Raw genomic sequence first — 22,029 nt, forward strand, 5'->3', positions numbered from 1 at the left:
CGCCACATTTCCTACGACCGGGGTGGGCGTGGCGTGAAACGGCGCTCAAATATGGCGAATGCTTCGTACTAGGCCTGCGGCGTGGCCAAGGCGGCCTTGAGCTTTTCCGGGCGGCGGCTGGAGGCAAGCCAGTACGGAGTGCGGTCCGAGGGGTCGGTGATCTCGATCTTCACCACGGGGTTGACCCAGCCGCGGATGCACAGGTAGGCGAGCCCATTGAGCTTGGGACCGCGCTGGGCCGTGGCGTCCTCGCCGGAGTAGCACTCGACGTCGCCGATGAACCTGCGCTCAATGTGCGCCCGGCCCACCTGCAGGGAATCAGCGGTGACGGTGATGCGCGGGGTCGAGGTCAGGAGCAGGGTGGCCTGGAGAATGAACAGGCCCACGGCGGCCAGGTAGCCGGCCAGCATGCTGATGGGGGCCAGGATCAGGATGCCGGCGGCCGAGAGGCCGATGATGATGAGCCACACCCACACATTGGGCCACAGCTTTTCCGAGTAGACGGGCATGGCGGGGGACTGCGGGGAGGCTTGGGACATGGTTCCAGCTTTCCACCTTTCCGCCGCGATTTCACCTTGGCCCGGGGCGGGGGAGGGGAGCCGGTGGCCGCCTCGGGCTAGAGTGGTCTGCTGTGACTGCACTGAACAACACGAACCCCGCCCCAAATGACGCCGGGAACCACTCCGGCGCACCGGCCACCCTGGTGGTGGAGTTGAAGATGCTCGACGCCGGGATCGAGCCGCCGCACTATGCCCACCCCGGCGACGCCGGTGCCGATCTGCGCACCCGCATCGACCTGGTGATCGCCCCGGGCGAGCGCGTGCTCGTGCCCACGGGCGTGTCGCTGGCCCTGCCGTTTGGCTACGTGGCCCTGGTCCACCCGCGCTCCGGACTGGCCACCAAGCATGGCCTGACCATCGTCAATGCCCCCGGCACGGTGGATGCCGGCTACCGCGGGGAAATCTCCGTCACCTTGCTCAATACGGACTCCGCGCACAGCATCGTGCTGGCCCGGGGCGATAGAATTGCACAGCTGGTCATCCAGCGCGTGGAGCACGCGCATTTCGTGGCCGTGGACACCCTGCCGGAGTCCGTGCGCGGCACCGGCGGCTTCGGATCCACCGGCGGATTCACCGCAGAACCCGCAGCCCACTAGCCTCACCAGCAACGCGGCCGCAAGGACGCAGACACCTCGAAGGAGATACAGGCCACCATGGTTTTCGGTTTCGGCAAGAAGTCACGGCAGGACGGGAACGACGACGCCGAGGCGGTGGAGTCCGCGGCACAGGTAGGCGCCGTGGCGCCCGGACCGGCCGCGGCCCCCGAACTGCCCGCCGACCCCTCGGATGTTGCCTACGACCGTGCCCTGCACGGCCCGTTCGACGCCGACGAAGTGTCCGGCCGCGAGGGCTACGTAGACCTGGGCGCCCTGCTCCTGACACCGCGGGAGGGGCTCCAGCTGCGCCTGGAAGTGGAGGAGCGCACCCAGCGCGTCATCGCCGTGACCCTTGACCTGGACGGCTCGAGCCTGCAGCTGCAGGCCTTTGCCGCACCCCGGTCCGAGGGGCTCTGGCCCGACATCCGCGAGCAGATCGGCCTGTCCGTGGGTTCGCAGGGCGGCAGCATCGAAACCCTGGACGGGACGTTCGGCAAGGAAGTGCTGGCCAAGCTGCCCGCCGAGGCGGCGGACGGCAGCCGCGGCTTCCGGGTGGCCCGGTTCATCGGCGTGGACGGGCCGCGCTGGTTCCTGCGCGGCGTCTTCGGCGGCGCCGCCGCCCTGGACCGTGATGCCGCGGCCGACCTGGAGCGGCTGTTCCGCGCCACGGTCGTGGTGCGCGGGGAGTCCCCGCTGCCGCCGCGCGACCTGCTGGTCCTGCGCCTGCCCAAGGACGCCGTCGCCGACGCCACCGGACACGTGGCGGCGGACCACCCGGCGCCGGCCCAGGGCGGGGAGCCCTTCCGCCGCGGTCCGGAAATCACCCAGATCGGCTAGCGCCATGGCCATCCCGCAGGACCCGTGGCCCCCGGCCACCGCCATCTGCGACCTTCCCGTGCGCGGGCGGGCCGTCTGTGGGGGCTTCATCGACTCGGTGACTATCCTCCCGGCCGCCGAGGCGCCGCAGTTTTCGGCGATCGTGACGGACCGCGACGAATACGCCGAGGCGGGCCAGCGCCCTGAACCCGGCCTCAACCACCGCGTCCGGCTGATCTGGCTGGGCCGGCGCAGGGTCCCCGGCATTGCCGTGGGCACCCGGGTGCGCTTTGAGGGCATGGTCTCCGTCCGTGACGGCCTGCCGACCATCTTCAATCCCCGCTACGAGATCATTGGCAAACAGGAGACCTGAGTTGACCACCCCGCCCAACACGCCGCAACCGGCGCCGGAGCCTGCCCGGCCCGAGACGTCGGAGACGCCCTCGCTGGAGTCGCTGGCCCACGAGATTGCGGCCAAATCGTCGCTGGCCCGCACGGCCAGTGGGCACATCGACCTGCTGAACTCCGCCGGCGGCTGGCGCGGCATCGCCGAGAGCATCCTTCCGGGCCTGGTGTTCCTGATTGTCTTCACCCTGACGAGGCCCTCGCAGAACGCCGCCGCGGAGGCGGTGGCACCCAACCAGGGCCTCGTCTACGCGCTGATCGCCGCCTTCTTCGTCTCCGCCGTCTTCATGCTGGTGCGCCTGGTCCAGAAGTCCCCAGCCACGCAGGCCTTTGCCGGTGTCGCCGGGGTGGCGCTCTCCGCCGTGCTGGCCCTGACCACGGGAAAGGCGGAGAACTTCTACCTCTGGGGCTTCATCACCAATGCCGGCTACATCGTGGGCATGGTGGCCTCGATCCTGCTGCGCTGGCCGGTGCTGGGGCTGTTGTTCGGCTATGCCCGCAACGAGGGCCTGCGCTGGCGGGCGAACGCCGAACGCCGCCGGGCCTATGCCGCCGCCACCTGGATCATTGTGGGCGTCATGACCCTGCGCCTGGTGGTGCAGTTCCCGCTGTACCTGGCCGGCCAGGTGGACGCGCTGGGGGCCACGCGGCTGCTCATGGGCGTCCCGCTGTACGCGCTGGGCCTGTGGGTGGCGTGGCTGATCAGCCGCCCGGTGAAGGAACCCGAAGCGGAACCGGCCGAGGGTCCCTGACCGGAACAGGCGTTTAACGCAGAATGCGGCCCCGCGCAGGGGCCGCATTCTGCGTTAAACGCCGGCGTTTGAGGCCGGTCGCGGCCTCAGTCCTCGCGGAGGGCCGCCTTGCTGGGGGAGAGCAGCGCCCGCAGGCTGTCCTCGGCGGCGATGGTGGAGACGAAGAAGAGCTCGTCCCCGCCCTCGATGACGTCGTCGGAACTGGGGGCGATGGGTGCCTCGTCGCGCAGGATGGCCACCAGCGTGGCGTCCTGCGGCCATTCGATGGTGCCCACCGTGCTGCCGATGATGTACGAGTCGCCGGGGACGGTGAACTCCACCAGGGATGCCACACCGGTCTGCAGCGTCAGCAGGCGCACCAGGTCCCCGATCTCGACGGCCTCCTCGACCAGTGCCGTCATCAGCCGCGGGGTGTTGACGGCAACGTCCACGCCCCAGGAATCGTCAAACATCCAGTCGTTCTTGGGGTTGTTGACGCGGCCCACGGTGCGGCCCACGCCAAACTCGGTCTTGGCCAGCAGCGAGACCACCAGGTTGACCTTGTCATCGCCCGTGGCGGAGACCACCACATCGGCCTCGTCGAGCTTGGCCTCCTTCAACGTGGTGATTTCGCAGGCATCGCCGACCAGCCAGCGAGCGCCGCGGAGCCCGCTGCGGCCGATGACCTCCGGCTTGGGGTCGATCAGCAGGATTTCGTGCCCATGGGCGAGCAGCTCGCGGGCAATGGAACAGCCCACGCTGCCGGCCCCAACAATGACGACTTTCACTCGGACTCCTTCACGGGGGCACTGGCAAGAATGCGGCTGATTTCGGCGTCCTCGGCCACGCGCAGCATGACGTGCACGGTGTCGCCCTGCTGGTAGCTGGTGTCCTCGCCCACCAGCATGCCCTCGCCAAAGCGGGTCAGGTAGGCCACACGGGCGCCGGAGGCGACCTCGATGTCGTGGATGTGGCGGCCGATCCAGCCCGGATGCAGGGCCACCTCGGTCAGGATCAGGCGGCCCGAGGGCTCGCGGAAGTCGCCGGAAATGTTGGCCTCCGGGAGGATGCGGCGCAGCACCTGGTCGGCGCTCCAGCGCACGGCGGCGACTGTGGGGATGCCCAGGCGCTGGTAGATCTCGGCGCGGCCGGGATCGTAGATCCGGGCCACCACATGCTCCACATGGAAGGTTTCGCGGGCCACCCGGGTGGCCAGCACATTGGAATTGTCACCACTGGAGACGGCGGCAAAGGCGTAGGCATTCTCGATGTCGGCCTGCTTGAGCGTTTCGCGGTCGAAGCCGACGCCGGTGACGCGCCGCCCGGCGAACCCGGTCCGCAGCCGGCGGAAGGCGTGGTCATCCTGGTCGATGATGGCCACCGAGTGGCCGGCATCCTCCAGTGTGTGTGCCAAGGTGGCGCCGACACGGCCGCAACCCATGATCACAAAATGTGCCACTGATGCTCCTCTTGGTGCTGGGGACCGAACGAACGGGCGCCAGTGTGGTGAATTAGTACGACTGTGGACATTATCAGCTTGGGTGCGGGTGCATACCAATTGTTCTTGGTGCGCTGTGCGTCACGGCGCCAAGGCTCCACCATGACATTGCCCCGCCAAGCGACTAGCGTTACCCGCGTGCTGACTTTCTTCAACGCGTTCAAACGCGTGCTGGTCGGTCGTCCGTTCCGGAACGACAAACTGGCCCATACCCTGCTGCCCAAGCGGATCGCCCTGCCCATTTTCGCCTCGGATGCGCTCTCCTCCGTAGCCTATGCCCCGGACGAAATCCTGCTGACGCTGGCGCTGGCCGGCGTCGCGGCCGTGACGCTGGCACCTTGGGTGGGTATCGCCGTCATGGTGGTGCTGCTGACGGTGGTGGCCTCCTACCGCCAGAATGTGCACGCCTACCCCTCCGGCGGCGGCGACTACGAGATCGCCAATGTCAACCTGGGCAAGTTTGCCGGGCTGACGGTGGCCTCGGCCCTGCTGGTGGACTATGTGCTCACCGTGGCCGTGTCCATGTCCTCGGCCGCCAACTACCTGGCCACCGCCGTCCCCGGCATGCACGGCACCCAGGCCTGGGTTGCCGTCATCGGCGTCGTGGTGCTGGCGCTGGTGAACCTGCGCGGCATCCGCGAGGCCGGCAGCGTCTTTGCCGTCCCCACCTACATCTTCATCGTCTGCATCATGGGCATGACGGCCGTGGGCATCTTCCAGGCCGTCACGGGCACCCTGGGCCAGGCGCCGTCTGCGGCCTTTGAGATTGTCCCCGAGCCCGGCTTCGAAAGCGGCCTGGTGGGCCTGGCCGGCGGCTTCCTGCTGCTGCGCGCCTTCTCCTCCGGCGCCGCGGCCCTGACGGGTGTGGAGGCCATCAGCAACGGCGTGCCCAACTTCCAAAAGCCCAAGAGCAAGAACGCGGCCACCACGCTGCTGCTGCTGGGCGCCATCGCCGCCGCCATGCTGGCCGGCATCCTGTTCCTGGCCAATGCCACCCATGTGCACGTGGTGCTGGACCCCGCCAAGGAGTTCCTGCTCAACGGAGCGCCGCTGCCCGAGGGCTATGTGCAGTTTCCCGCCATCAGCCAGATCGCGGCCACCGTCTTCGGCAACGGGTCCATCCCGTTCTTCATCATCGTCGCCGCCACCGGCGTCATCCTGGTCTTCGCCTCCAACACCGCCTTCAACGGCTTCCCGGTGCTGGCCTCCATCCTGGCCCAGGACGGCTACCTGCCCCGCCAGCTGCGCACCCGCGGGGACCGGCTGGCCTTCAGCAACGGCGTGCTGGCCCTGGCCTTCGGCGCCATCGTCCTGATCGTGGCCTTCAATGCCGACGTCACCAAGCTGATCCAGCTCTACATCGTGGGCGTGTTCATCTCCTTCACCGCCAGCCAGGTCGGCATGGTCCGGCACTGGACCCGCGAGCTCCGCCGGGTCAAGGACCGGCTCACCAGGCTGCGCATGCTGCGCTCGCGCACCATCAACAGCATCGGCTTCCTGATGACGCTGACGGTGCTGATCATCGTGCTGGTCACCAAGTTCGAGCAGGGCGCCTGGATTGCGCTGCTGGCCATGCTGGTGCTGTTCCTGATCATGTGGAGCATCCGGGCGCACTACGACAACGTGGCCAAGGAGCTGGCGGTGGACGCTGACGTCTCCGCCCGCGCGCTGCCCTCGCGCATCCACGCCGTGCTGTTGGTCTCCCATGTGCGCAAGCCCGTGCTGCGCGCCCTGGCCTTTGCCCGTGCGTCGCGCCCGTCCACGCTGGAGGCCATCACGGTGGACATCGACCCGGACGAGACCGAGCGGACCATCGCCGACTGGGACATGCTGGACCTCCCCGTGCCGTTGACAGTGCTGGCCAGCCCGTACCGGGAGACCATCACGCCGATCATGAACCACATCACCGCCATGCGCCGGGACTCCCCGCGGGATTTGATCGTGGTCTACATCCCCGAATACGTGGTGGGCAAGTGGTGGGAACAACTGGTGCACAACCAGACCGCCCTGCGCATCAAAACCCGGCTCCACTTCGAGCCCGGCGTCATGGTGGCCAGTGTCCCGTGGCAGCTGAAATCGTCCAAAGACTCCCAGAAATACCAGGAATTGAGTTCATGACCCCCGTACAGCCCATGGCCACTGCCATGCCCGCCGAAATCACCGTAACCGTTGGGCCGGTGGCCCACGGCGGCCACTGCGTCGCCCGGCACGAGGGGCGGGTGATCTTCGTCAGGCATGCCCTGCCCGGCGAGGTGGTCAAGATCCGCCTGACCGAGCACGAGGACGGCGCCAGCTTCTGGCGCGCCGACACCATCGAGGTGCTGGAGGCCTCGGCGGACCGGGTGCCGCATTTCTGGGCCGAGGCCGACGCCCTGGCCGCCGCCAGGCGCGGGCAGCAGCCCGTGGGCGGCGCCGAATTCGGCCACATCTCCCGCCCCGGCCAACGCCGGCTCAAGGAGGCGGTGCTGCGCGAGCAGCTGGCGCGCCTGGCGGGGATCGACGCCGACTGGATCGAGGCCCGCGAGGGCGTGCTCGACGACGGCGTGGAGGACGTTGACGCCGGCGGCACCGAGGAGCAGCGGGCGGGGCTGGGCTGGCGCACGCGCGCCGCCTTCGCCGTCAGCCCGGCCGGCAAGCTGGGCATGCACGCCCACCGCTCCACCCGCATCGTGCCCGTGGATGGCATGCCGCTGGCCGTGGACGGGATCAACAACCTGCGCCTGTCCGAGCTGGACCTGACGGGCATCTCGCGCATCGAGGTCGCGGCCCCGGCCAACGGCTCGGTGCCCCTGGTGCTGCTGGCCCCGGCCGAGGAGCTCGGGCCCAAGGCCGCCGGCCTGGCCCTCAAGCGCGTGGGCAACGCCATCAAGAACGCCTCGGCGGAGCGCGGCCAGGCCGTCTCGGTGGCCTCGTGGAACCCGGAAACGGGTGCCATTGAGGTGCTGGCCGGCCGCGGCTGGGTCTCCGAAACCGCCGCCGGCCACGAGTTCCGGGTCACCGGCGCCGGCTTCTGGCAGATCCACCGCAACGCCCCGGCCGTGCTGACCGGTGCCGCCCTGGACTTCCTTTCCGACGGCGGATTCCTCGCCGCCGGTGCCGGGGTGGCCGACCTCTACGCCGGGGCCGGGCTGTTCACCGCACCGCTGGCCGACGCCGTGGGCGCCACCGGCACGGTGCTGTCCGTGGAGGGGGCGGCGGGCACCAGCAAGGACGCCCGCAAAAACCTGCACGCCGCCGGCCAGGTGCAGATCCAGCTGGGCAAGGTGGAGCGTGTGCTCGCGGCCGCGCGCCGCAGCTTCGACGCCGTCGTCCTGGACCCGCCGCGCGCCGGCGCCGGCAAGCCAGTGGTGCGCCAGCTGCTGGCCACCGGGCCGCGCGCCATCGCCTACGTCTCCTGCGACCCTGCCTCCTTTGCCCGCGACCTGGGCTACTTCCGCAACGCCGGCTGGGAGCTGGCGGCACTGCGCGCCTTTGACCTCTACCCGCACACGCACCACCTGGAGACTGTGGCCCTGCTGACGCCGCGGGAGACCGCTTGACCACAGACGGGGACCGCCTGACCAACAAGCTTGTGCGGAACCGGACGCCGCGGTCCTCGCGGATCCTTGCCGCGCGGGCGCAGGCCCGGCAGGAGCGCCTCGACGCCGCCCGCGCGGCCCTGCCGGCCCTGGCGGACGCCGCGCTGGCGGCCACCGGGCTGAACGCCGCACAGGTGGCCGAGCGCACCGCCGCCGAGCTGACCAACCAGGTCCCGCACGAGAGCAGCCGCAGCGTGTGGGCCATCATGCGGGCCAACATCTTCACGCTGTTCAACGCGGTGCTGGGCGCCTGCCTGGTGGTGGTCCTGCTGGTGGGGGATCCACGCGATGCCCTGTTCGGCTTCATTGTGCTGGCCAACGCCGCCATCGGCGTGGTGCAGGAATACCGTGCCAAGCGCACGCTGGACCGGTTGGCGGTGTTGCATGCGCCGCGGGCCCGCGCGCTGCGCGAGGGCGCCGTGGCCGAGCTGGCCGTGGGCGCCGTCGTCCACGACGACGTCCTGCTACTGCGCACGGGCGACCAGGTCCCGGCGGACTGCCTCGTGCTGGCCGGCGAGGGGCTCTCGCTGGACGAATCCCTGCTGACGGGGGAGTCGGACCCCGTGGACAAGGAGCCGGGCGAGGAGGTCCTCTCCGGCTCGGCCGTGGTGGCCGGGCACGGCTCGGCGCGCGTCATCCGGGTGGGCACCGCCTCCTACGCCAACAAGCTCACGGCCGAGGCCAAACGCTTCTCGCTGGTGAACTCGGAGATCCGCAATTCCATCAACCGGATCATCCTGTACATCACCTGGGCACTGGTTCCCCTGGTGCTGCTGGTGGTCAACGGCCAGATGCAGGCGCACGGCGGCTGGAGCGCCGCCGTGGCCTCCGGTGCATGGCGCACCGCCGTGGTCAGTGCCGTGGCGTCCATTGTGGCCATGATCCCCGAGGGCCTGGTCCTGCTGACCTCCATTTCCTTTGGCCTGGCCGCCGTGACGCTGGCCCGCCGGCACGTGCTGGTGCAGGAGCTGCCGGCCGTCGAGGGCCTGGCCCGGGTCGACATGGTCTGCCTGGACAAGACCGGAACCCTCACCGAGGGGGAGATCGTCCTTCTCGGGCGGTGGCCGCTGCCCGGCGGGGACGGGCCGGTGGCGGCAGACCCGCCGGGTGGCTGGGAATCCGTGCTGGCCTGGTTCGGCGCCGATCCCAACGCCAATGCCACAGCCGCCGCGCTCACGGCGGACTTCACCGTGCTGCCGGGGACCGCACCCTCGGCCCAGCTGCCGTTCAACAGCGCCCGCAAGTACAGCGCCGTGGCGTTCCCGGCCGGCGATGGATCCCCGGCCGGCCAATGGGTGTTCGGTGCCCCGGAAATGGTGCTCAGTGCGGGCGTGCCGGTGCACGCGGCCGCCCTGGAGCCGGCCGCCGCTGCGGCAGCGGCCGGGCACCGGGCACTCGTCCTGGCCCATTCGCCGTCGACGGACGATGCCGCGCTGGCGGCCGGCACGCTGCCCGCCGGGCTGGTGCCCTCCGTCCTGCTCACCTTCAGCGAGAAGGTGCGCCCGGATGCGGCCGCGACCCTGTCATATTTCCGCGAGCAGGGTGTGGCCCTGCGGGTGCTGTCCGGCGACAATCCGCTCACCGTGGCCGCCGTCGCCCGGCAGGTGGGCTTCGACGGCGCCACCGGCTACGATGCCCGCCAACTGCCCGAGGACCTGGCGGCCATCGGCGAGGTCCTGGAACGTGAGCACGTGCTGGGCCGCGTCACGCCCGAACAGAAGAAGTCCATCGTGCTGGCCCTGCAGCAGCGTGGCCACGTGGTGGCCATGACCGGCGACGGCGTCAACGACGCCCTGGCGCTCAAGCACGCCGACATCGGCATCGCCATGGGCTCCGGGGCCGCCGCCACCAAGGCCGTCTCCCGGCTGGTGCTGCTGGACGGCCAGTTCTCCCGGATGCCCGGCGTCGTCGCCGAGGGCCGGCGCGTGATCGCCAATGTGGAGCGGGTGGCCAACCTGTTCCTGACCAAGACCTCCTACGCGATCATCATTTCGCTGGTGATCGGCATCGCGCTGTGGCAGTACCCGTTCCTGCCGCGCCAACTCTCCATCGTCAGCTCGCTCACCATCGGCATTCCCGCGTTCTTCCTGGCCCTGCTGCCCAACAAGCGCCGCTACCAGCCCGGGTTCCTGCGCCGGGCGCTGGCGTTCTCCATCCCGGCCGGCACCATCATCGCCGCCGCCATCCTGGCCGTCTACGGCTATGCCCGGGCCTTCCCGGACCCCGCCCTGGCGGCCGGGGAGCAGCTGAAGGCGGCCCAGACGGCGGCCACCGTGGCGGTGCTGCTGGTGGCGCTGTGGGTGCTCGGCGCGCTGGCCCGTCCGTTCGATCGGTGGCGGGCGCTGCTGGTGGGCGCCATGGCGCTGGGTTTGGTGCTGGTGCTCGCCGTTCCGTTTGCGCGCAGCTTCTTTGCGCTGGAGATACCGTCCGGGACCCTGCTTGCGGCTACGATGGGCGTAGTTGTCCTGGGCTGCGTGGGCATCGAAATTCTGTACCGGACCCTGAAGAAACTCGGGGCCGTGTCTGAGCACGAGTAAGGCATCCCTAACTAGCGAGTAACTGCCCGCGTGGCAAAGATAAAGCTGTGGCGAGAGGAGTCCAATTATGACAAATGTGGACAGTTTTGGTTCCAAAGGCGTATTGAACGTCGAGGGAGCCGAGTACGAGATTTTCCGGCTGAATTCCGTTGAAGGTGCTCAGAACCTTCCGTTCAGCCTAAAGGTGCTGCTGGAGAACCTCCTGCGCACCGAAGACGGCGCCAACATCACCGCGGACCACGTTCGCGCGCTGGCCGGGTGGAACCCGGATGCACAGCCCGACACGGAGATCCAGTTCACTCCGGCCCGCGTGATCATGCAGGACTTCACGGGCGTGCCCTGTGTTGTGGACCTGGCAACCATGCGCGAGGCCGTCAAGGAACTCGGCGGGGATCCCACGCGCGTAAATCCGCTGGCTCCGGCCGAGATGGTCATCGACCACTCAGTGCAGATCGACGTGTTCGGCAACTCCGGCGCCGTTGAGCGCAACATGGAGATCGAATACCAGCGCAACGGCGAGCGTTACCAGTTCCTGCGCTGGGGCCAGAGCGCATTCGAGGACTTCAAGGTTGTGCCCCCGGGCATGGGCATCGTCCACCAGGTCAACATCGAGTACCTGGCCCGCACCGTGATGACCCGCATGGTCGACGGCGTCCTGCGTGCCTACCCGGACACCCTGGTCGGCACCGACTCCCACACCACCATGGTCAACGGCCTGGGTGTGCTGGGTTGGGGCGTGGGAGGCATCGAGGCCGAGGCAGCCATGCTGGGCCAGCCCGTGTCCATGCTGATCCCGCGCGTCGTCGGCTTCAAGCTGACCGGCTCCATCCCCGCCGGCGCCACCGCGACCGACGTCGTGCTGACCATCACCGAGCAGCTGCGCAAGCACGGCGTGGTGGGCAAGTTCGTCGAGTTCTACGGCGAGGGTGTTGCGGCTGTGCCGCTGGCCAACCGCGCCACCATCGGCAACATGAGCCCGGAGTTCGGCTCCACGGCCGCCATGTTCCCGATCGACTCCGTCACCATCGACTACCTGCGCCTGACCGGCCGTGCCGAGGACCAGCTTGCCCTGGTCGAGGCGTACGCCAAGGAGCAGGGCCTGTGGCACGACCCGTCCGTGGAAATCAAGTTCTCCGAGTACCTCGAACTTGACCTCTCCACCGTGGTGCCGTCCATCTCGGGCCCGAAGCGCCCGCAGGACCGCATCGAGCTGACCAACGCGAAGGCGCAGTTCCGCTCGGACCTGAAGAACTACGTTGCAGCCGACGTGGACGCCGAGGGCAACACGGTGGACGAGGCCCTGGAAGAGAGCTTCCCGGCCTCCGATTCGCCGTCGTTCACCCACCCGGACAACCACACCCACGAGACCGAGCGCCACCTGGCCTCCGCTGCGGCGAACGCCAACGGCCGCGTTTCGCAGCCGGTGCACGTGAAGAACGAAGCGGGTGTCGAGTTCGAGCTGGACCACGGTGCGGTCTCGATCGCCTCGATCACCTCCTGCACCAACACGTCCAACCCGTCCGTGATGCTGGCCGCCGCCGTGCTGGCGCGCAACGCCGTCAACAAGGGCCTGGCCTCCAAGCCGTGGGTCAAGACCTCCGTGGCCCCCGGGTCCAAGGTTGTCACCGACTACTACGAGAAGTCCGGCCTGATCCCGTACCTGGAGAAACTGGGCTTCTACACCGTGGGCTACGGCTGCGCCACCTGCATCGGCAACTCCGGCCCGCTGGACACCGAGATTTCCCAGGCGATCCAGGACAACGACCTCTCGGTGACGGCCGTCCTCTCGGGCAACCGCAACTTTGAGGGCCGCATCAACCCGGACGTCAAGATGAACTACCTGGCCTCCCCGCCGCTGGTCATCGCCTACGCCCTGGCCGGCACCATGGACTTCGACTTCGAAAACGATGCCCTGGGCCAGGACGAGGCCGGCAACGACATCTTCCTGAAGGACATCTGGCCGAACCCGGTGGAAGTCCAGGAAGTCATGGACGCCTCGATCGACCGCGAGATGTTCACCAACTCCTACGCCACCATCTTCGATGGCGATGACCGTTGGAAGGCCCTGGACACCCCCGAGGGCGACACCTTCGCCTGGGACCCGAAGTCCACCTACGTGCGCAAGCCCCCGTACTTCGAGGGAATGAAGGCAACTCCGGACCCGGTCAGCGACATCGCTGGCGCCCGCGTGCTGCTCAAGCTGGGCGATTCGGTCACCACCGACCACATCAGCCCCGCCGGTTCCTTCAAGTCGGAGACCCCGGCCGGGCAGTACCTGCTGGCCAACGGCGTGGAGCGCAAGGACTTCAACTCCTACGGCTCCCGCCGTGGCAACCACGAGGTCATGATCCGCGGCACGTTCGCGAACATCCGCATCAAGAACCAGCTGCTGTCTTCGTTCAACGACGGCGCCGGCGTCGAGGGTGGCTTCACCCGCGACTTCACCGTTGCCGACGGCCCGCAGGCCTACGTCTACGACGCCGCGCAGAACTACAAGGCCGCGGGCACCGCGCTGGTGGTCCTCGCCGGCAAGGAGTACGGCTCCGGTTCCTCCCGTGACTGGGCTGCCAAGGGCACCGCCCTGCTGGGCGTCAAGGCCGTCGTCGCCGAGAGCTACGAGCGCATCCACCGCTCCAACCTCATCGGCATGGGCGTCCTCCCGCTTCAGTACCCGGCAGGGCAGAACGCACAGTCGCTGGGCCTGACCGGCACCGAGGTCTTCGCCATCGAGGGCGTCACCGAGCTGAACAACGGCACCACGCCCAAGACGCTCAAGGTCACCGCCACGGCCGAGGATGGCACGGCAACGATGTTTGACGCCGTGCTGCGCATCGACACCCCCGGCGAGGCCGACTACTACCGCAACGGCGGCATCCTGCAGTACGTGCTGCGCCAGATCTCCGCGGCGTAGTTCCTCTGCATAGTTAGCTTCACCACTTCATGGGCCGCGGCCCGCCGATCGGAACTTCGATGGGCGGGCCGTGGCCTTTGCTGGCGTGGACCTGTCTTGGCAGGCGATAGAGTTGTTCGTTGATGGTCAATCCAAGGAGGGGACCTATGGGACTTTTGGAAACGATCGGGCATCCGCGGGACCTCAGCAAGCTCACCGATGAGCAGATGGTCCAGCTTGCCGCGGAAATCCGTGAATTCCTGGTGGCCAATGTGTCCCAGACCGGCGGCCACCTCGGCCCCAACCTCGGCGTCGTCGAAATGACGCTGGCCATCCACCGCATCTTTGATTCCCCCCGCGACAGTGTCGTCTTCGACACCGGCCACCAGTCCTATGTGCACAAGCTGGTCACCGGCCGGCAGGACTTTTCCACGCTGCGCCAGCAGGGCGGGCTCTCGGGCTACCCGGACCGCGCCGAATCCGTGCACGACATTGTGGAGAGTTCGCACGCCTCCTCCTCGCTGTCCTGGGCCGATGGCATCTCCCGGGCCCGCCAGCTCACCGGCGACGGCGACCGGTACGTGGTGGCCGTCATCGGCGACGGCGCCCTCACCGGCGGCATGACCTGGGAGGCGCTGAACAACATCGCCGCGGACAAGCGCCGCCGCGTGGTGATAGTGGTCAACGACAATGGCCGCTCCTATGCCCCCACCGTGGGCGGGCTGGCCGACTACCTGGCCTCGCTGCGCCCCACGATCGACCAGGTCCGCACGCACCGCCGCTACGAAGACACCATGAGCTGGGCCAAGCAGAAGCTCCAGGACGGCAACCTGGCCGGCCAGTTCATCTACAAGAGCCTGCATGCGGCCAAGAAGGGCATCAAGGACTGGTGGGCCCCGCAGGGCCTCTTCGACGACTTGGGCCTGAAGTACATCGGCCCGGTGGACGGCCATGACCAGAAGGCCATGGAGGCCGCCCTGGCCACCGCCCGCAACTATGCCGGCCCCGTCATCGTGCACGCCATCACGGAGAAGGGCCGCGGCTACGCGCCCGCACGTGCCCATGAGGCGGACCAGTTCCACGCCGTCGGCGTCATCGACCCGGAGACCGGCGAGCCGATGGATTCGCCCTCGGGCAAGTCCTGGACCTCCGTCTTCGCGGACGAAATGGCTGACATCGCCGACGAGCGCCCCGACGTCGTCGGCATCACCGGGGCCATGCTGATCCCGGTGGGCCTGCACAAGATGGCCGCCAAGCACCCGGACCGCGTCTTCGACGTGGGCATCGCCGAGCAGCACGCGCTCACCAGCGCCGCCGGCATGGCCTTTGGCGGCCTGCACCCCGTCGTCGCCATCTATGCGACCTTCCTCAACCGCGCCTTCGACCAGCTGCTGATGGACGTGGCCCTGCACAAGGCCGGCGTCACGGTGGTCCTGGACCGCGCCGGCGTCACCGGCCCGGACGGCCCCAGCCACCATGGCATGTGGGATATGGCGATGCTGCAGATCATCCCCGGGCTGCACCTGGCCGCCCCGCGCGATGCCGTGCGCCTGCGCGAGGAGCTCCGCGAGGCGGTGGCCGTCTCCGACGCCCCCACCGTGGTCCGCTTCTCCAAGGGCACCGTGGGCCCGGAGGTCAAGGCGCTGGAGCGGCTCGCCGACGGCGTGGACGTGCTGGCCCGCCGTCCCTCCGAAGATGGCAGCCACGACGTCCTGATCGTATCCGTGGGATCCATGAGCGAAATGGCCCTGGATGTGGCCAACCGCCTGGGCGCCCAGGGCATCAGCTCCACAGTGGTGGACCCGCGCTGGGTGCTGCCCGTGCCGCCATCCATCGTCCGGCTGGCCGCCGGACACCGCATTGTCATAGTGCTCGAGGATGGCGTGCGCGCCGGTGGCGTGGGGTCGCGGATCCGGCAGGAGATGCGTGCGGCAGGGGTGGACACCGCCCTGAACGAGGTCGGCCTCCCCGTCGAGTTCCTGGTCCACGGCAGCCGCTCCCAGATCCTGGAGCGCATCGGCCTGACCGCCCAGCGGGTGGCGCAGGACGTCGTCGAGCAGGTCCTGGGCACCAAGGTTCCCTTTGCCCGTCCGCTGCCGGGCCAGCCGTCCCCGCGCACCGGCCAGCTCCCGAAACTGTGAGCCGCACCGTGCACCCCCGCCCCGCGGGCATCCGGCCCGGCGACCTGGTGGTCTCGCGCAACCGCAAGTACGACGGCAAGGCGCACTGGGTGGTGCCCGGGCGCTACCTGGGCACGGATGAGCACGGGATCTGGATCTTCCAGGGCACAAACGAGTTCATCTCCCGCCCCGGTGCGGCGCTCTACACCGAGTCCGACGCCGTGCTGCTGATCCCGCATTCCGGGGAGTACGTGGTGACGTTCTATGATGACGCGCACCCCACAGGCTGCCGGATGTACATCGACCTGGCCCACGACCTCGCGTGGAACCAGATCCGACCCGGCATCTTCGAGTTCCACATGATCGACATGGACCTGGACGTCATTTCCACCCGGGACCGCGGCACCTTCATCGACGACGAGGACGAGTTTGCCGACCACCAGGTCCGGATGGACTACCCCAGCGCGCTGGTGGCGGACATCGAAGCAGAATGCCGGCGGATCTTCACCGCGGTGAAGAGCGCCGCGGCACCATTTGACGGTACAGACATCGCTTGGTTCGCCAAGGGGAGGACAAACGCATGAGCATCATCAGGTTGTACAAGAAGGACGACGACGGGGCGCTGAGCTTCCGCGAGGCCTGGGTGGACTCCCCGGATGCCGAGGAGGCGGCCGCCGACGGGTCCTCCGCTGGCGCGGCCGACGACGGCGTCTGGTTCGTCATCAACCACGGGCCGGTGGGCTACCAGAGCACCACCAAGGAAACCTCCGTGGACACCGTCGAGGAGGCCGAGGCACTGCTGGCCGCCTTCGGGATCCAGTGTGCCGAGGACGGCTTTGCCGAGGTCCCGCTGGCGGACCAGTCTTGGGTGGTGGCGCAGTTTGCCCTCAAGACCGCCGCCGGCTCCGAGCGCGACAAGTTCCTTGAGCGCAAGGCCACGGAGGCCATCACCTCGTACTTCGCCTGGCGCGGCATCGGCATCGTGGACCGCAGCGAATTCGTCGCGGGGGAGCATGGAACCGGCAAGCTGAACATCTACTGCCTCTCTCCGGACGCCGCCAAGGCCGTCGCCGGCATCAAGATCGCCATCCGCGAGGCCAAGCAGGACTTCACCAAGCTCAGCGTCGGTGTAGCGCCCTACAACGACCTCGCCGCCATCAAGGGCAAGCACGCCCCCAAGCCCGGCGCCGCCTTCACCCTGTAGCAGGCCCGGTGCCGCGTCCCCGGTGGTTTTGGCGGTCCCAGCTGATGCCGATGACAAGGGTTGAGCAGGCTGGTTCGATGCCTCGGCTCTGATCGGCCCTGCCTCAGCGATCTTCAAAAAGGCTAATGAAGTCCCCGGTGGCACGACCGGATCTGTCCATCAGGTGCCCCAGATGCTTGAAGACGCGGATGACCATGGAGCGATCCATGATCGTGGCATTGGGCAGCCGCTCTTCGAGTTTGGCTTCCAACCGGGGGGCGTCGGCGACGTTTCGGGCGCTGAGTGCCACGATCAGATTCCATTGGCCAGTGCTCACACAGGCGAATTGCACCTCCGGCATGCCGGCAAGCGATTCTTGGGCCGCGCTGATGGACGAACTTGGCGCCCGGATGAAGTACCACAACACCGTCGGCCAGGTCGAATATGGCTGTGCGATGTCCACCCGGAGGTCCAGGTATCCCTGGTGCCTCATCGTGGCGATCGCGTCCCCGACGCGCTGTGGACTCATGCCGAGCGTTTCCGCCAATTCCACGTTGGTCGCGCGTGCGTTCCCTTCCAAGGCTCTGGCCACACCTGACATGGTCTGTTGCGGGACGACTTTCGCGGCTCCGGGGCGTGGGGGCCTGAACCGCGGTATCCGTTCCGCCTGCCCGTCCGTCAGCGCCCGCAGGGTCCACTGTGCCCCGGTCTTTACCCTCACATTGACGATATTCGTTCTGACCAGGCGTACGGCGGGAAGCTGGCCCAGTTTGACGAGGATGTACTCGGCTAGTTCGTCGTCGTTCCTTGCGAACAGTGTCATGACGATGTCGCGGAAACCGCTTGTGAGGTCGATCGAGTAGATCGCTGGGTCTCGGCTGGCTTGTGCGGCGGTGGTGAGGGCTTGCCCTGATTCGCACTGTATTTCGACGATGGCCACGCTGTGTGGTGCGTCGGCTTCGTGCACGGCGCTGATCCAGGCCAACCCTTTAGTGGAGATCCGTTCCCAGCGTCGTGCAAGTGTGACGGCGTCAGTGCCAATGATCCTGGCGAGCGACGTCCACGGCACTCTCGGTTCGATCTGCAGCGCATTAATAATCTGCAAATCCAGTTCGTCCAGTTGATCTTTGTTCATATGACTTTCCAATACCGCCAGAATCCTGCACATCAGCATGTACTTCTGTTGCCAGTGTCACAGTATTCCACAGAGCTGCCACACCGGTGAGCTCACTAGGAAGGAAGACAACATGGACACAGCACACCGAGGGGCCCAGAAGGTGGCGGGCGCCAAGCTTCGATGGTTCGTCCCGGTTCTAATTGCCCTTGAGCTCTTCTCTGGACTTGTCCAGGGATGGATAGTGCCATTGCTGGGAGAGATTGGGCGTGTTTATGGTGTGCCCGCCGGGTCTACCAGCTGGGTCCTTGCCGTGGGACTGCTCTCGTCCGCCGTGTCGGTGCCGTTGATTGCCATGCTGGGCGACCGCTTCGGGCACCAGCGGCTGCTGGTCGTTTCTGTAGCGTTGGTAGCCGTCGGTTCGCTGCTGATCGCTTTCGCCCCCACGTTCCCACTGGTCCTGCTCGGCGCGGCCATCCAGGGTCCGGTGGCCGCTTTCCTCCCGCTCGACATGGCCCTGCTCAAAGCCCACCGCCTTCGGTCGGCCAACCGCGACGTCGGGCTGATTGTGGGTGCCCTCACCATTGGGCTGGCAGCGGGCATGCTGTTGTCCGGAGTGGCGCTGGATGCCATGGGAAACCTCGCCGTGGTCCAGTTGATTCCGGCGGTCGGAATCGCTGTGCTTGTACCTTTCATCTGGATGTTGGTCCCGGAGACCGGCCCCGATGCCTTCCGCCGCATTGACTGGAAGGGGGCTGTGCTCCTCGGCGCCGGCCTGGTGGGAATCATGTACGGGCTGTCCGAGGCACCGCATCTGGGGTGGGGCTCCCCGCAGGCCCTTCCTCCCCTTGCTGTCGGCCTCGCCGCATTGGTGCTCTTCTTTCAAGTGGAGAAGCGGGCCAAATCCCCGCTCGTGGATCTCAAAGTCATCCGTGCCGCCCGGCTGGGCAATCCCATCGGCATCGGCTTCCTCATCGCGGTGACCATGTTCGGCAACCAGGCACCGTCTGTGCTCTTCCTGAGTGCCAATCCGGACAAGCTTGGCTACGGTGCCGGCATGTCGGTCTCAGCCGTGGGGCTCGTCCTTGCCATAGGGGCTGTCAGCAGCACCCTGGGCTCGTTCTCTGCCGCATTCCTGAGCCGGCTGATGGGCGGCCAAGCCCGGACACTGGTGTTCGCATGCCTGACGGCGGCCGCGGCACTTCTATGCCTGGCCTTCGTACCGTCATCAGGCGTGGTCTTGATCGTCTGGCTGGCGATCGCAGGATTCGGCAACGGAATCGTCCTCAGTACCCTGCCGGCTCTCGTGATCGACCGGGCCCCCGCGTCTGCCCCCGCCTCGGCCTCCGGCGTCTACAACACGGCCCGCACCATTGGCGGTTCCCTGGCCGGGGCGTTCGTGGCCTCGGTGACGACCGTCCTGGTTGTCTCCGTCGGTGGTTCCGGGTCAGGTGTCGTTGCACCCTCGCTTGGAGCGTTCCAGATGATCTGGACGGTCTTTGCCGCACTGAACGTGGCTGCCGCCATTGCCTCTGTCTTTCTGTCGCGCGGGCGCACCACCAGCCGGGGCGGGGCGGCTTCGACGGACTCCGGCCGCGCCCCTGCCAGTGTTCACCCATAACGGCCACCTCAACAAAGCAAACAAAGATAGGAACAGCCATCATGACCTCAGAAACGTCCCCGATCGTCCGGGAAGCCATCACGGAAGCAATCGAAGGGCATCGGAATCAGCTGCTGCAGCTGAGCCATCGGATCGGCACCAACCCGGAGCTTGCCTTCGAGGAGTTTCAGGCGTCGGCCATGGTGGCCGACGTGCTCGAGCAGGCAGGATTCGACGTTGAACGGGGAGCCTACGGGCTGCCCACTGCGATCGAAGCGGCCTTCGGAAACGGTGACTGCACGGTGGCGCTGGTTGCCGAGTATGACGCCCTTCCGGGCATTGGCCACGGCTGTGGGCACAACGTGATCGCGGGAGCAGCCGTTGGTGCCGCTCTTGCGCTCAAGGGCGTTGCGGACGCGCTGAACCTGCGGGTGAAGCTGCTCGGCGCGCCGGCGGAGGAGAAGGGCGGCGGAAAGATCCTCATGCTCGAACGTGGCGCGTGGGACGACGCCGATTTCTCCCTCATGGTGCACGGGTTCACCGGCCCGCAACTGCCGTGTGAGGCATTCACCGCACAGTCCCTCGAGCACCTGAATGTGACCTTCACCGGCCGCACCGCCCACGCTGCCGCGGCACCACACGAGGGAATCAACGCAGCAGATGCCGCGACCTTGGCCCAAGTGGCCTTGGGGCTGCTGCGCCAGCAGCTCAAGCCGGGCATTGTGATTGCATCGTTCATTGAAAATGGCGGCGCTGCCAGCAACATCATTCCCGGCCGGACGGACCTCCAGGTTGAAGTCCGTGCGTCCGAGGAAAACGACTGGATTGAAACGAGCGCCCGTGTGCGGGCCTGCCTAGAAGGGGCCGCCCTGGCCAGCGGCTGCCAGGTGGACATTCGCCAATCGGAAAAGCCGTACGCGCCCATGCTCCATCACCCGGACATTGCGCGCTACTGGGACGGCAACATCGCCGATCTCGGCTACCAGATCGAGGCCCCCGCCGGATCCGGCGGGGGCGGGTCCACGGACATGGGCAACATCTCCCAGTACCTGCCCTCGATACACCCCTGTGTGGTGTTCAAGGGCAGCGAAGCCGTTCCGCACACCGTCGAGTTCGCCGAGGCTGCTGTTTCACCGGCCGGGGACAAGGCCGTCATCGACGGCGCCTTGGCACTGGCCCTTACCGTGGCCAATGTTGCGGCCGACGGCGAACTGCTCGCCAGCTTGCGGCGACTGAGGATTGAACGATCTGCCCTGGCTTCGCGCAAAGGCGAGGATGCAGCTGTTCTGAGCGAAGCAGCTAGGGCGTGTCTCCCAATGCGGCGCTCCAGATGACGACGGCGTGCAGGACGGCCGCTGAGCGGTAGGTGAGGGCCAGTTTGTCGTAGCGGGTGGCCAGGGACCGCCATTGCTTGAGGGTGTTGAAGCTGCGCTCGACCACATTGCGCCGTTTGTAGGCGTCCCTGTCGTATCTGACGGGGCGTCCCCCGGCGGAGCCCTTGCGTTTCCGGTTGGCCTTCTGGTCGTCCTTTTCCGGGATAACGCACTCGATGCCCCGCCCGCGCAGGTACGCCCGGATTGCTTTGGAGGAATAGGCCTTGTCGGCCATGGCCCGGTCCGGGCGGGTGCGGGCCCGGCCGGGACCGGGCCTTTCTACCTTCAGGGCCTCCATGAGGTTCTCAAACATCGGCGAGTCCCCGCCCTGGCCCGGCCCCAGCAGCAGGACCAGGGGACGCATGTTGCCATCCACCAGGGCGTGGATCTTGGTGGTCAGCCCGCCGCGGGACCGGCCGATGGCATGGTCCTCAGGCTCGTCGAGCAGATTCCTGTAATTCGACAGGTCCCCCTGTGTGGCGGGGCAGGTTCGTGCCGTGCTGGTGGGCACGGTTGACCGTGGAGTCGATCGAGACCTCCCAGTTGATCAGCCCGGCCGTGTCCGCGCGGGTCAGCAACGCCGCCAGGACCTTGTCCCAGGTCCCGTTGGCGGCGTTGCGGCGGTGGTGCTTCCACACGGTCTTCCACGACCCGAAATAGGCAGGGAGATCACGCCATGGGATCCCTGCCCGGTAGCGGTAGATGATGCCCTCGGTCATCAGCCGGTGGTCGTTGAAGGGTCGGCCCGGTTTCCCCGACGAATCGGGCATCAACGGGGCAATGGACTCCCACTGGGCATCGGACAACACGGAATAGCGAGAAGGCACCCATCAATCATGCCAAACCGCAAAACCACTGATTAGGAGACACACCCTAGGCGCGGCCTGCTGAATGACAGTGAACCGGCAGCTGCAGCAGCTCTTTCCGTGACACGAACCATAAGAGGGTCGAAGGCGCTCGCCAAGTGACTGTTAACTTCGTTTGGTTCTGGCACGAATTTCGTGAATTGGAGATCATCCGTGGCTGTG

The 22,029-nt window shown here is 67.5% G+C and carries 18 protein-coding genes; 13 read left to right on the top strand and 5 right to left on the bottom strand.

Annotated elements, in window-relative coordinates; genetic code table 11:
* Positions 1-68: 68 nt before the first annotated feature.
* The gene (locus tag ACQCSX_RS00750) at positions 69-539 is read right to left on the bottom strand and encodes a DUF3093 domain-containing protein (RefSeq protein WP_427017231.1); all 471 of its coding nucleotides are present in this window, start codon (positions 537-539) and stop codon (positions 69-71) included.
* A gap of 101 nt (positions 540-640) precedes the next feature.
* Between ACQCSX_RS00750 and dut the strand changes: the two genes are divergently transcribed.
* The 4 genes from dut to ACQCSX_RS00770 are packed head-to-tail and all read left to right on the top strand — an operon-like array spanning position 641 to position 3,129.
* Positions 641-1,156 (top strand): dUTP diphosphatase, encoded by a 516-nt coding sequence (dut, locus tag ACQCSX_RS00755; RefSeq protein ID WP_427018932.1) that lies wholly within the window; start codon positions 641-643, stop codon positions 1,154-1,156.
* A 57-nt stretch (positions 1,157-1,213) separates the two neighbouring features.
* On the top strand, positions 1,214-1,993 hold the full coding sequence (locus ACQCSX_RS00760; RefSeq protein WP_427017232.1) for a DUF3710 domain-containing protein: 780 nt from the start codon (positions 1,214-1,216) through the stop codon (positions 1,991-1,993).
* 4 nt (positions 1,994-1,997) lie between these two features.
* Positions 1,998-2,345 (top strand): hypothetical protein, encoded by a 348-nt coding sequence (locus tag ACQCSX_RS00765; protein ID WP_427017233.1) that lies wholly within the window; start codon positions 1,998-2,000, stop codon positions 2,343-2,345.
* 1 nt (position 2,346) lies between these two features.
* Positions 2,347-3,129, top strand: coding sequence for a DUF3159 domain-containing protein (locus ACQCSX_RS00770; protein ID WP_427017234.1), 783 nt, complete (start codon positions 2,347-2,349; stop codon positions 3,127-3,129).
* Positions 3,130-3,215: 86 nt separating this feature from the next.
* Here ACQCSX_RS00770 and ACQCSX_RS00775 read toward each other — a convergent pair whose 3' ends face one another.
* Together ACQCSX_RS00775 and ACQCSX_RS00780 are read right to left on the bottom strand one after the other, a co-directional pair.
* The gene (locus ACQCSX_RS00775) at positions 3,216-3,896 is read right to left on the bottom strand and encodes a potassium channel family protein (protein WP_427017235.1); all 681 of its coding nucleotides are present in this window, start codon (positions 3,894-3,896) and stop codon (positions 3,216-3,218) included.
* A complete protein-coding gene (locus tag ACQCSX_RS00780) occupies positions 3,893-4,567 on the bottom strand; it encodes a potassium channel family protein (protein WP_427017236.1) in 675 nt (224 codons plus the stop codon). Before ACQCSX_RS00780 ends, ACQCSX_RS00775 begins: the two co-directional genes overlap by 4 nt.
* Positions 4,568-4,708: 141 nt before the next feature.
* Here ACQCSX_RS00780 and ACQCSX_RS00785 point away from each other — a divergent pair, with 141 nt between their 5' ends.
* The 7 genes from ACQCSX_RS00785 (at position 4,709) to ACQCSX_RS00815 (ending at position 16,935) form a co-directional block, all read left to right on the top strand.
* Entirely contained in the window at positions 4,709-6,724 is a 2,016-nt protein-coding gene (locus tag ACQCSX_RS00785) for an APC family permease (protein ID WP_427017237.1), read from the top strand.
* Positions 6,721-8,145: a class I SAM-dependent RNA methyltransferase gene (locus ACQCSX_RS00790; RefSeq protein ID WP_427017238.1), complete on the top strand. Its 1,425-nt coding sequence runs from the start codon at positions 6,721-6,723 to the stop codon at positions 8,143-8,145. The genes ACQCSX_RS00785 and ACQCSX_RS00790 overlap by 4 nt, the downstream gene beginning before the upstream one ends.
* Positions 8,142-10,721, top strand: a complete 2,580-nt coding sequence (locus ACQCSX_RS00795) for an HAD-IC family P-type ATPase (RefSeq protein ID WP_427017239.1) — start codon at positions 8,142-8,144, stop codon at positions 10,719-10,721. The genes ACQCSX_RS00790 and ACQCSX_RS00795 overlap by 4 nt, the downstream gene beginning before the upstream one ends.
* Positions 10,722-10,788: 67 nt before the next feature.
* Positions 10,789-13,632: an aconitate hydratase gene (locus ACQCSX_RS00800; protein ID WP_427017240.1), complete on the top strand. Its 2,844-nt coding sequence runs from the start codon at positions 10,789-10,791 to the stop codon at positions 13,630-13,632.
* Between the two features lie 146 nt (positions 13,633-13,778).
* Complete coding sequence (gene dxs / locus ACQCSX_RS00805) at positions 13,779-15,752, top strand: 1-deoxy-D-xylulose-5-phosphate synthase (protein WP_427017241.1); 1,974 nt, start codon at positions 13,779-13,781, stop codon at positions 15,750-15,752.
* On the top strand, positions 15,749-16,315 hold the full coding sequence (locus tag ACQCSX_RS00810; RefSeq protein ID WP_427017242.1) for a DUF402 domain-containing protein: 567 nt from the start codon (positions 15,749-15,751) through the stop codon (positions 16,313-16,315). Before dxs ends, ACQCSX_RS00810 begins: the two co-directional genes overlap by 4 nt.
* Positions 16,312-16,935, top strand: coding sequence for a hypothetical protein (locus tag ACQCSX_RS00815; protein ID WP_427017243.1), 624 nt, complete (start codon positions 16,312-16,314; stop codon positions 16,933-16,935). The genes ACQCSX_RS00810 and ACQCSX_RS00815 overlap by 4 nt, the downstream gene beginning before the upstream one ends.
* 103 nt (positions 16,936-17,038) lie before the next feature.
* Here the strand turns inward: ACQCSX_RS00815 and ACQCSX_RS00820 are convergent, their stop codons facing one another.
* Positions 17,039-18,049 carry an Lrp/AsnC family transcriptional regulator gene (locus ACQCSX_RS00820; protein WP_427017244.1) on the bottom strand — a complete coding sequence of 337 codons (1,011 nt, stop codon included), beginning with the start codon at positions 18,047-18,049 and terminating at the stop codon, positions 17,039-17,041.
* Positions 18,050-18,161: 112 nt separating this feature from the next.
* Here ACQCSX_RS00820 and ACQCSX_RS00825 point away from each other — a divergent pair, with 112 nt between their 5' ends.
* Positions 18,162-19,649 carry an MFS transporter gene (locus tag ACQCSX_RS00825; protein ID WP_427017245.1) on the top strand — a complete coding sequence of 496 codons (1,488 nt, stop codon included), beginning with the start codon at positions 18,162-18,164 and terminating at the stop codon, positions 19,647-19,649.
* Positions 19,650-19,690: 41 nt separating this feature from the next.
* Positions 19,691-20,962 carry an amidohydrolase gene (locus ACQCSX_RS00830; RefSeq protein ID WP_427017246.1) on the top strand — a complete coding sequence of 424 codons (1,272 nt, stop codon included), beginning with the start codon at positions 19,691-19,693 and terminating at the stop codon, positions 20,960-20,962.
* Here the strand turns inward: ACQCSX_RS00830 and ACQCSX_RS00835 are convergent.
* Positions 20,928-21,771, bottom strand: a protein-coding gene (locus tag ACQCSX_RS00835; RefSeq protein WP_427018933.1) for an IS5 family transposase whose coding sequence is annotated in 2 segments (ribosomal slippage) — positions 20,928-21,464 and positions 21,466-21,771 — 843 coding nt in all. Because the reading frame shifts where the segments join, the coding sequence is not laid out codon by codon here. The two genes, ACQCSX_RS00830 and ACQCSX_RS00835, sit on opposite strands and share 35 nt — an antisense overlap.
* Positions 21,772-22,029: the final 258 nt, after the last annotated feature.

Source organism: Pseudarthrobacter sp. P1 (assembly GCF_050156935.1).
In the GTDB taxonomy this organism is placed as follows: Bacteria; Actinomycetota; Actinomycetes; order Actinomycetales; family Micrococcaceae; genus Specibacter.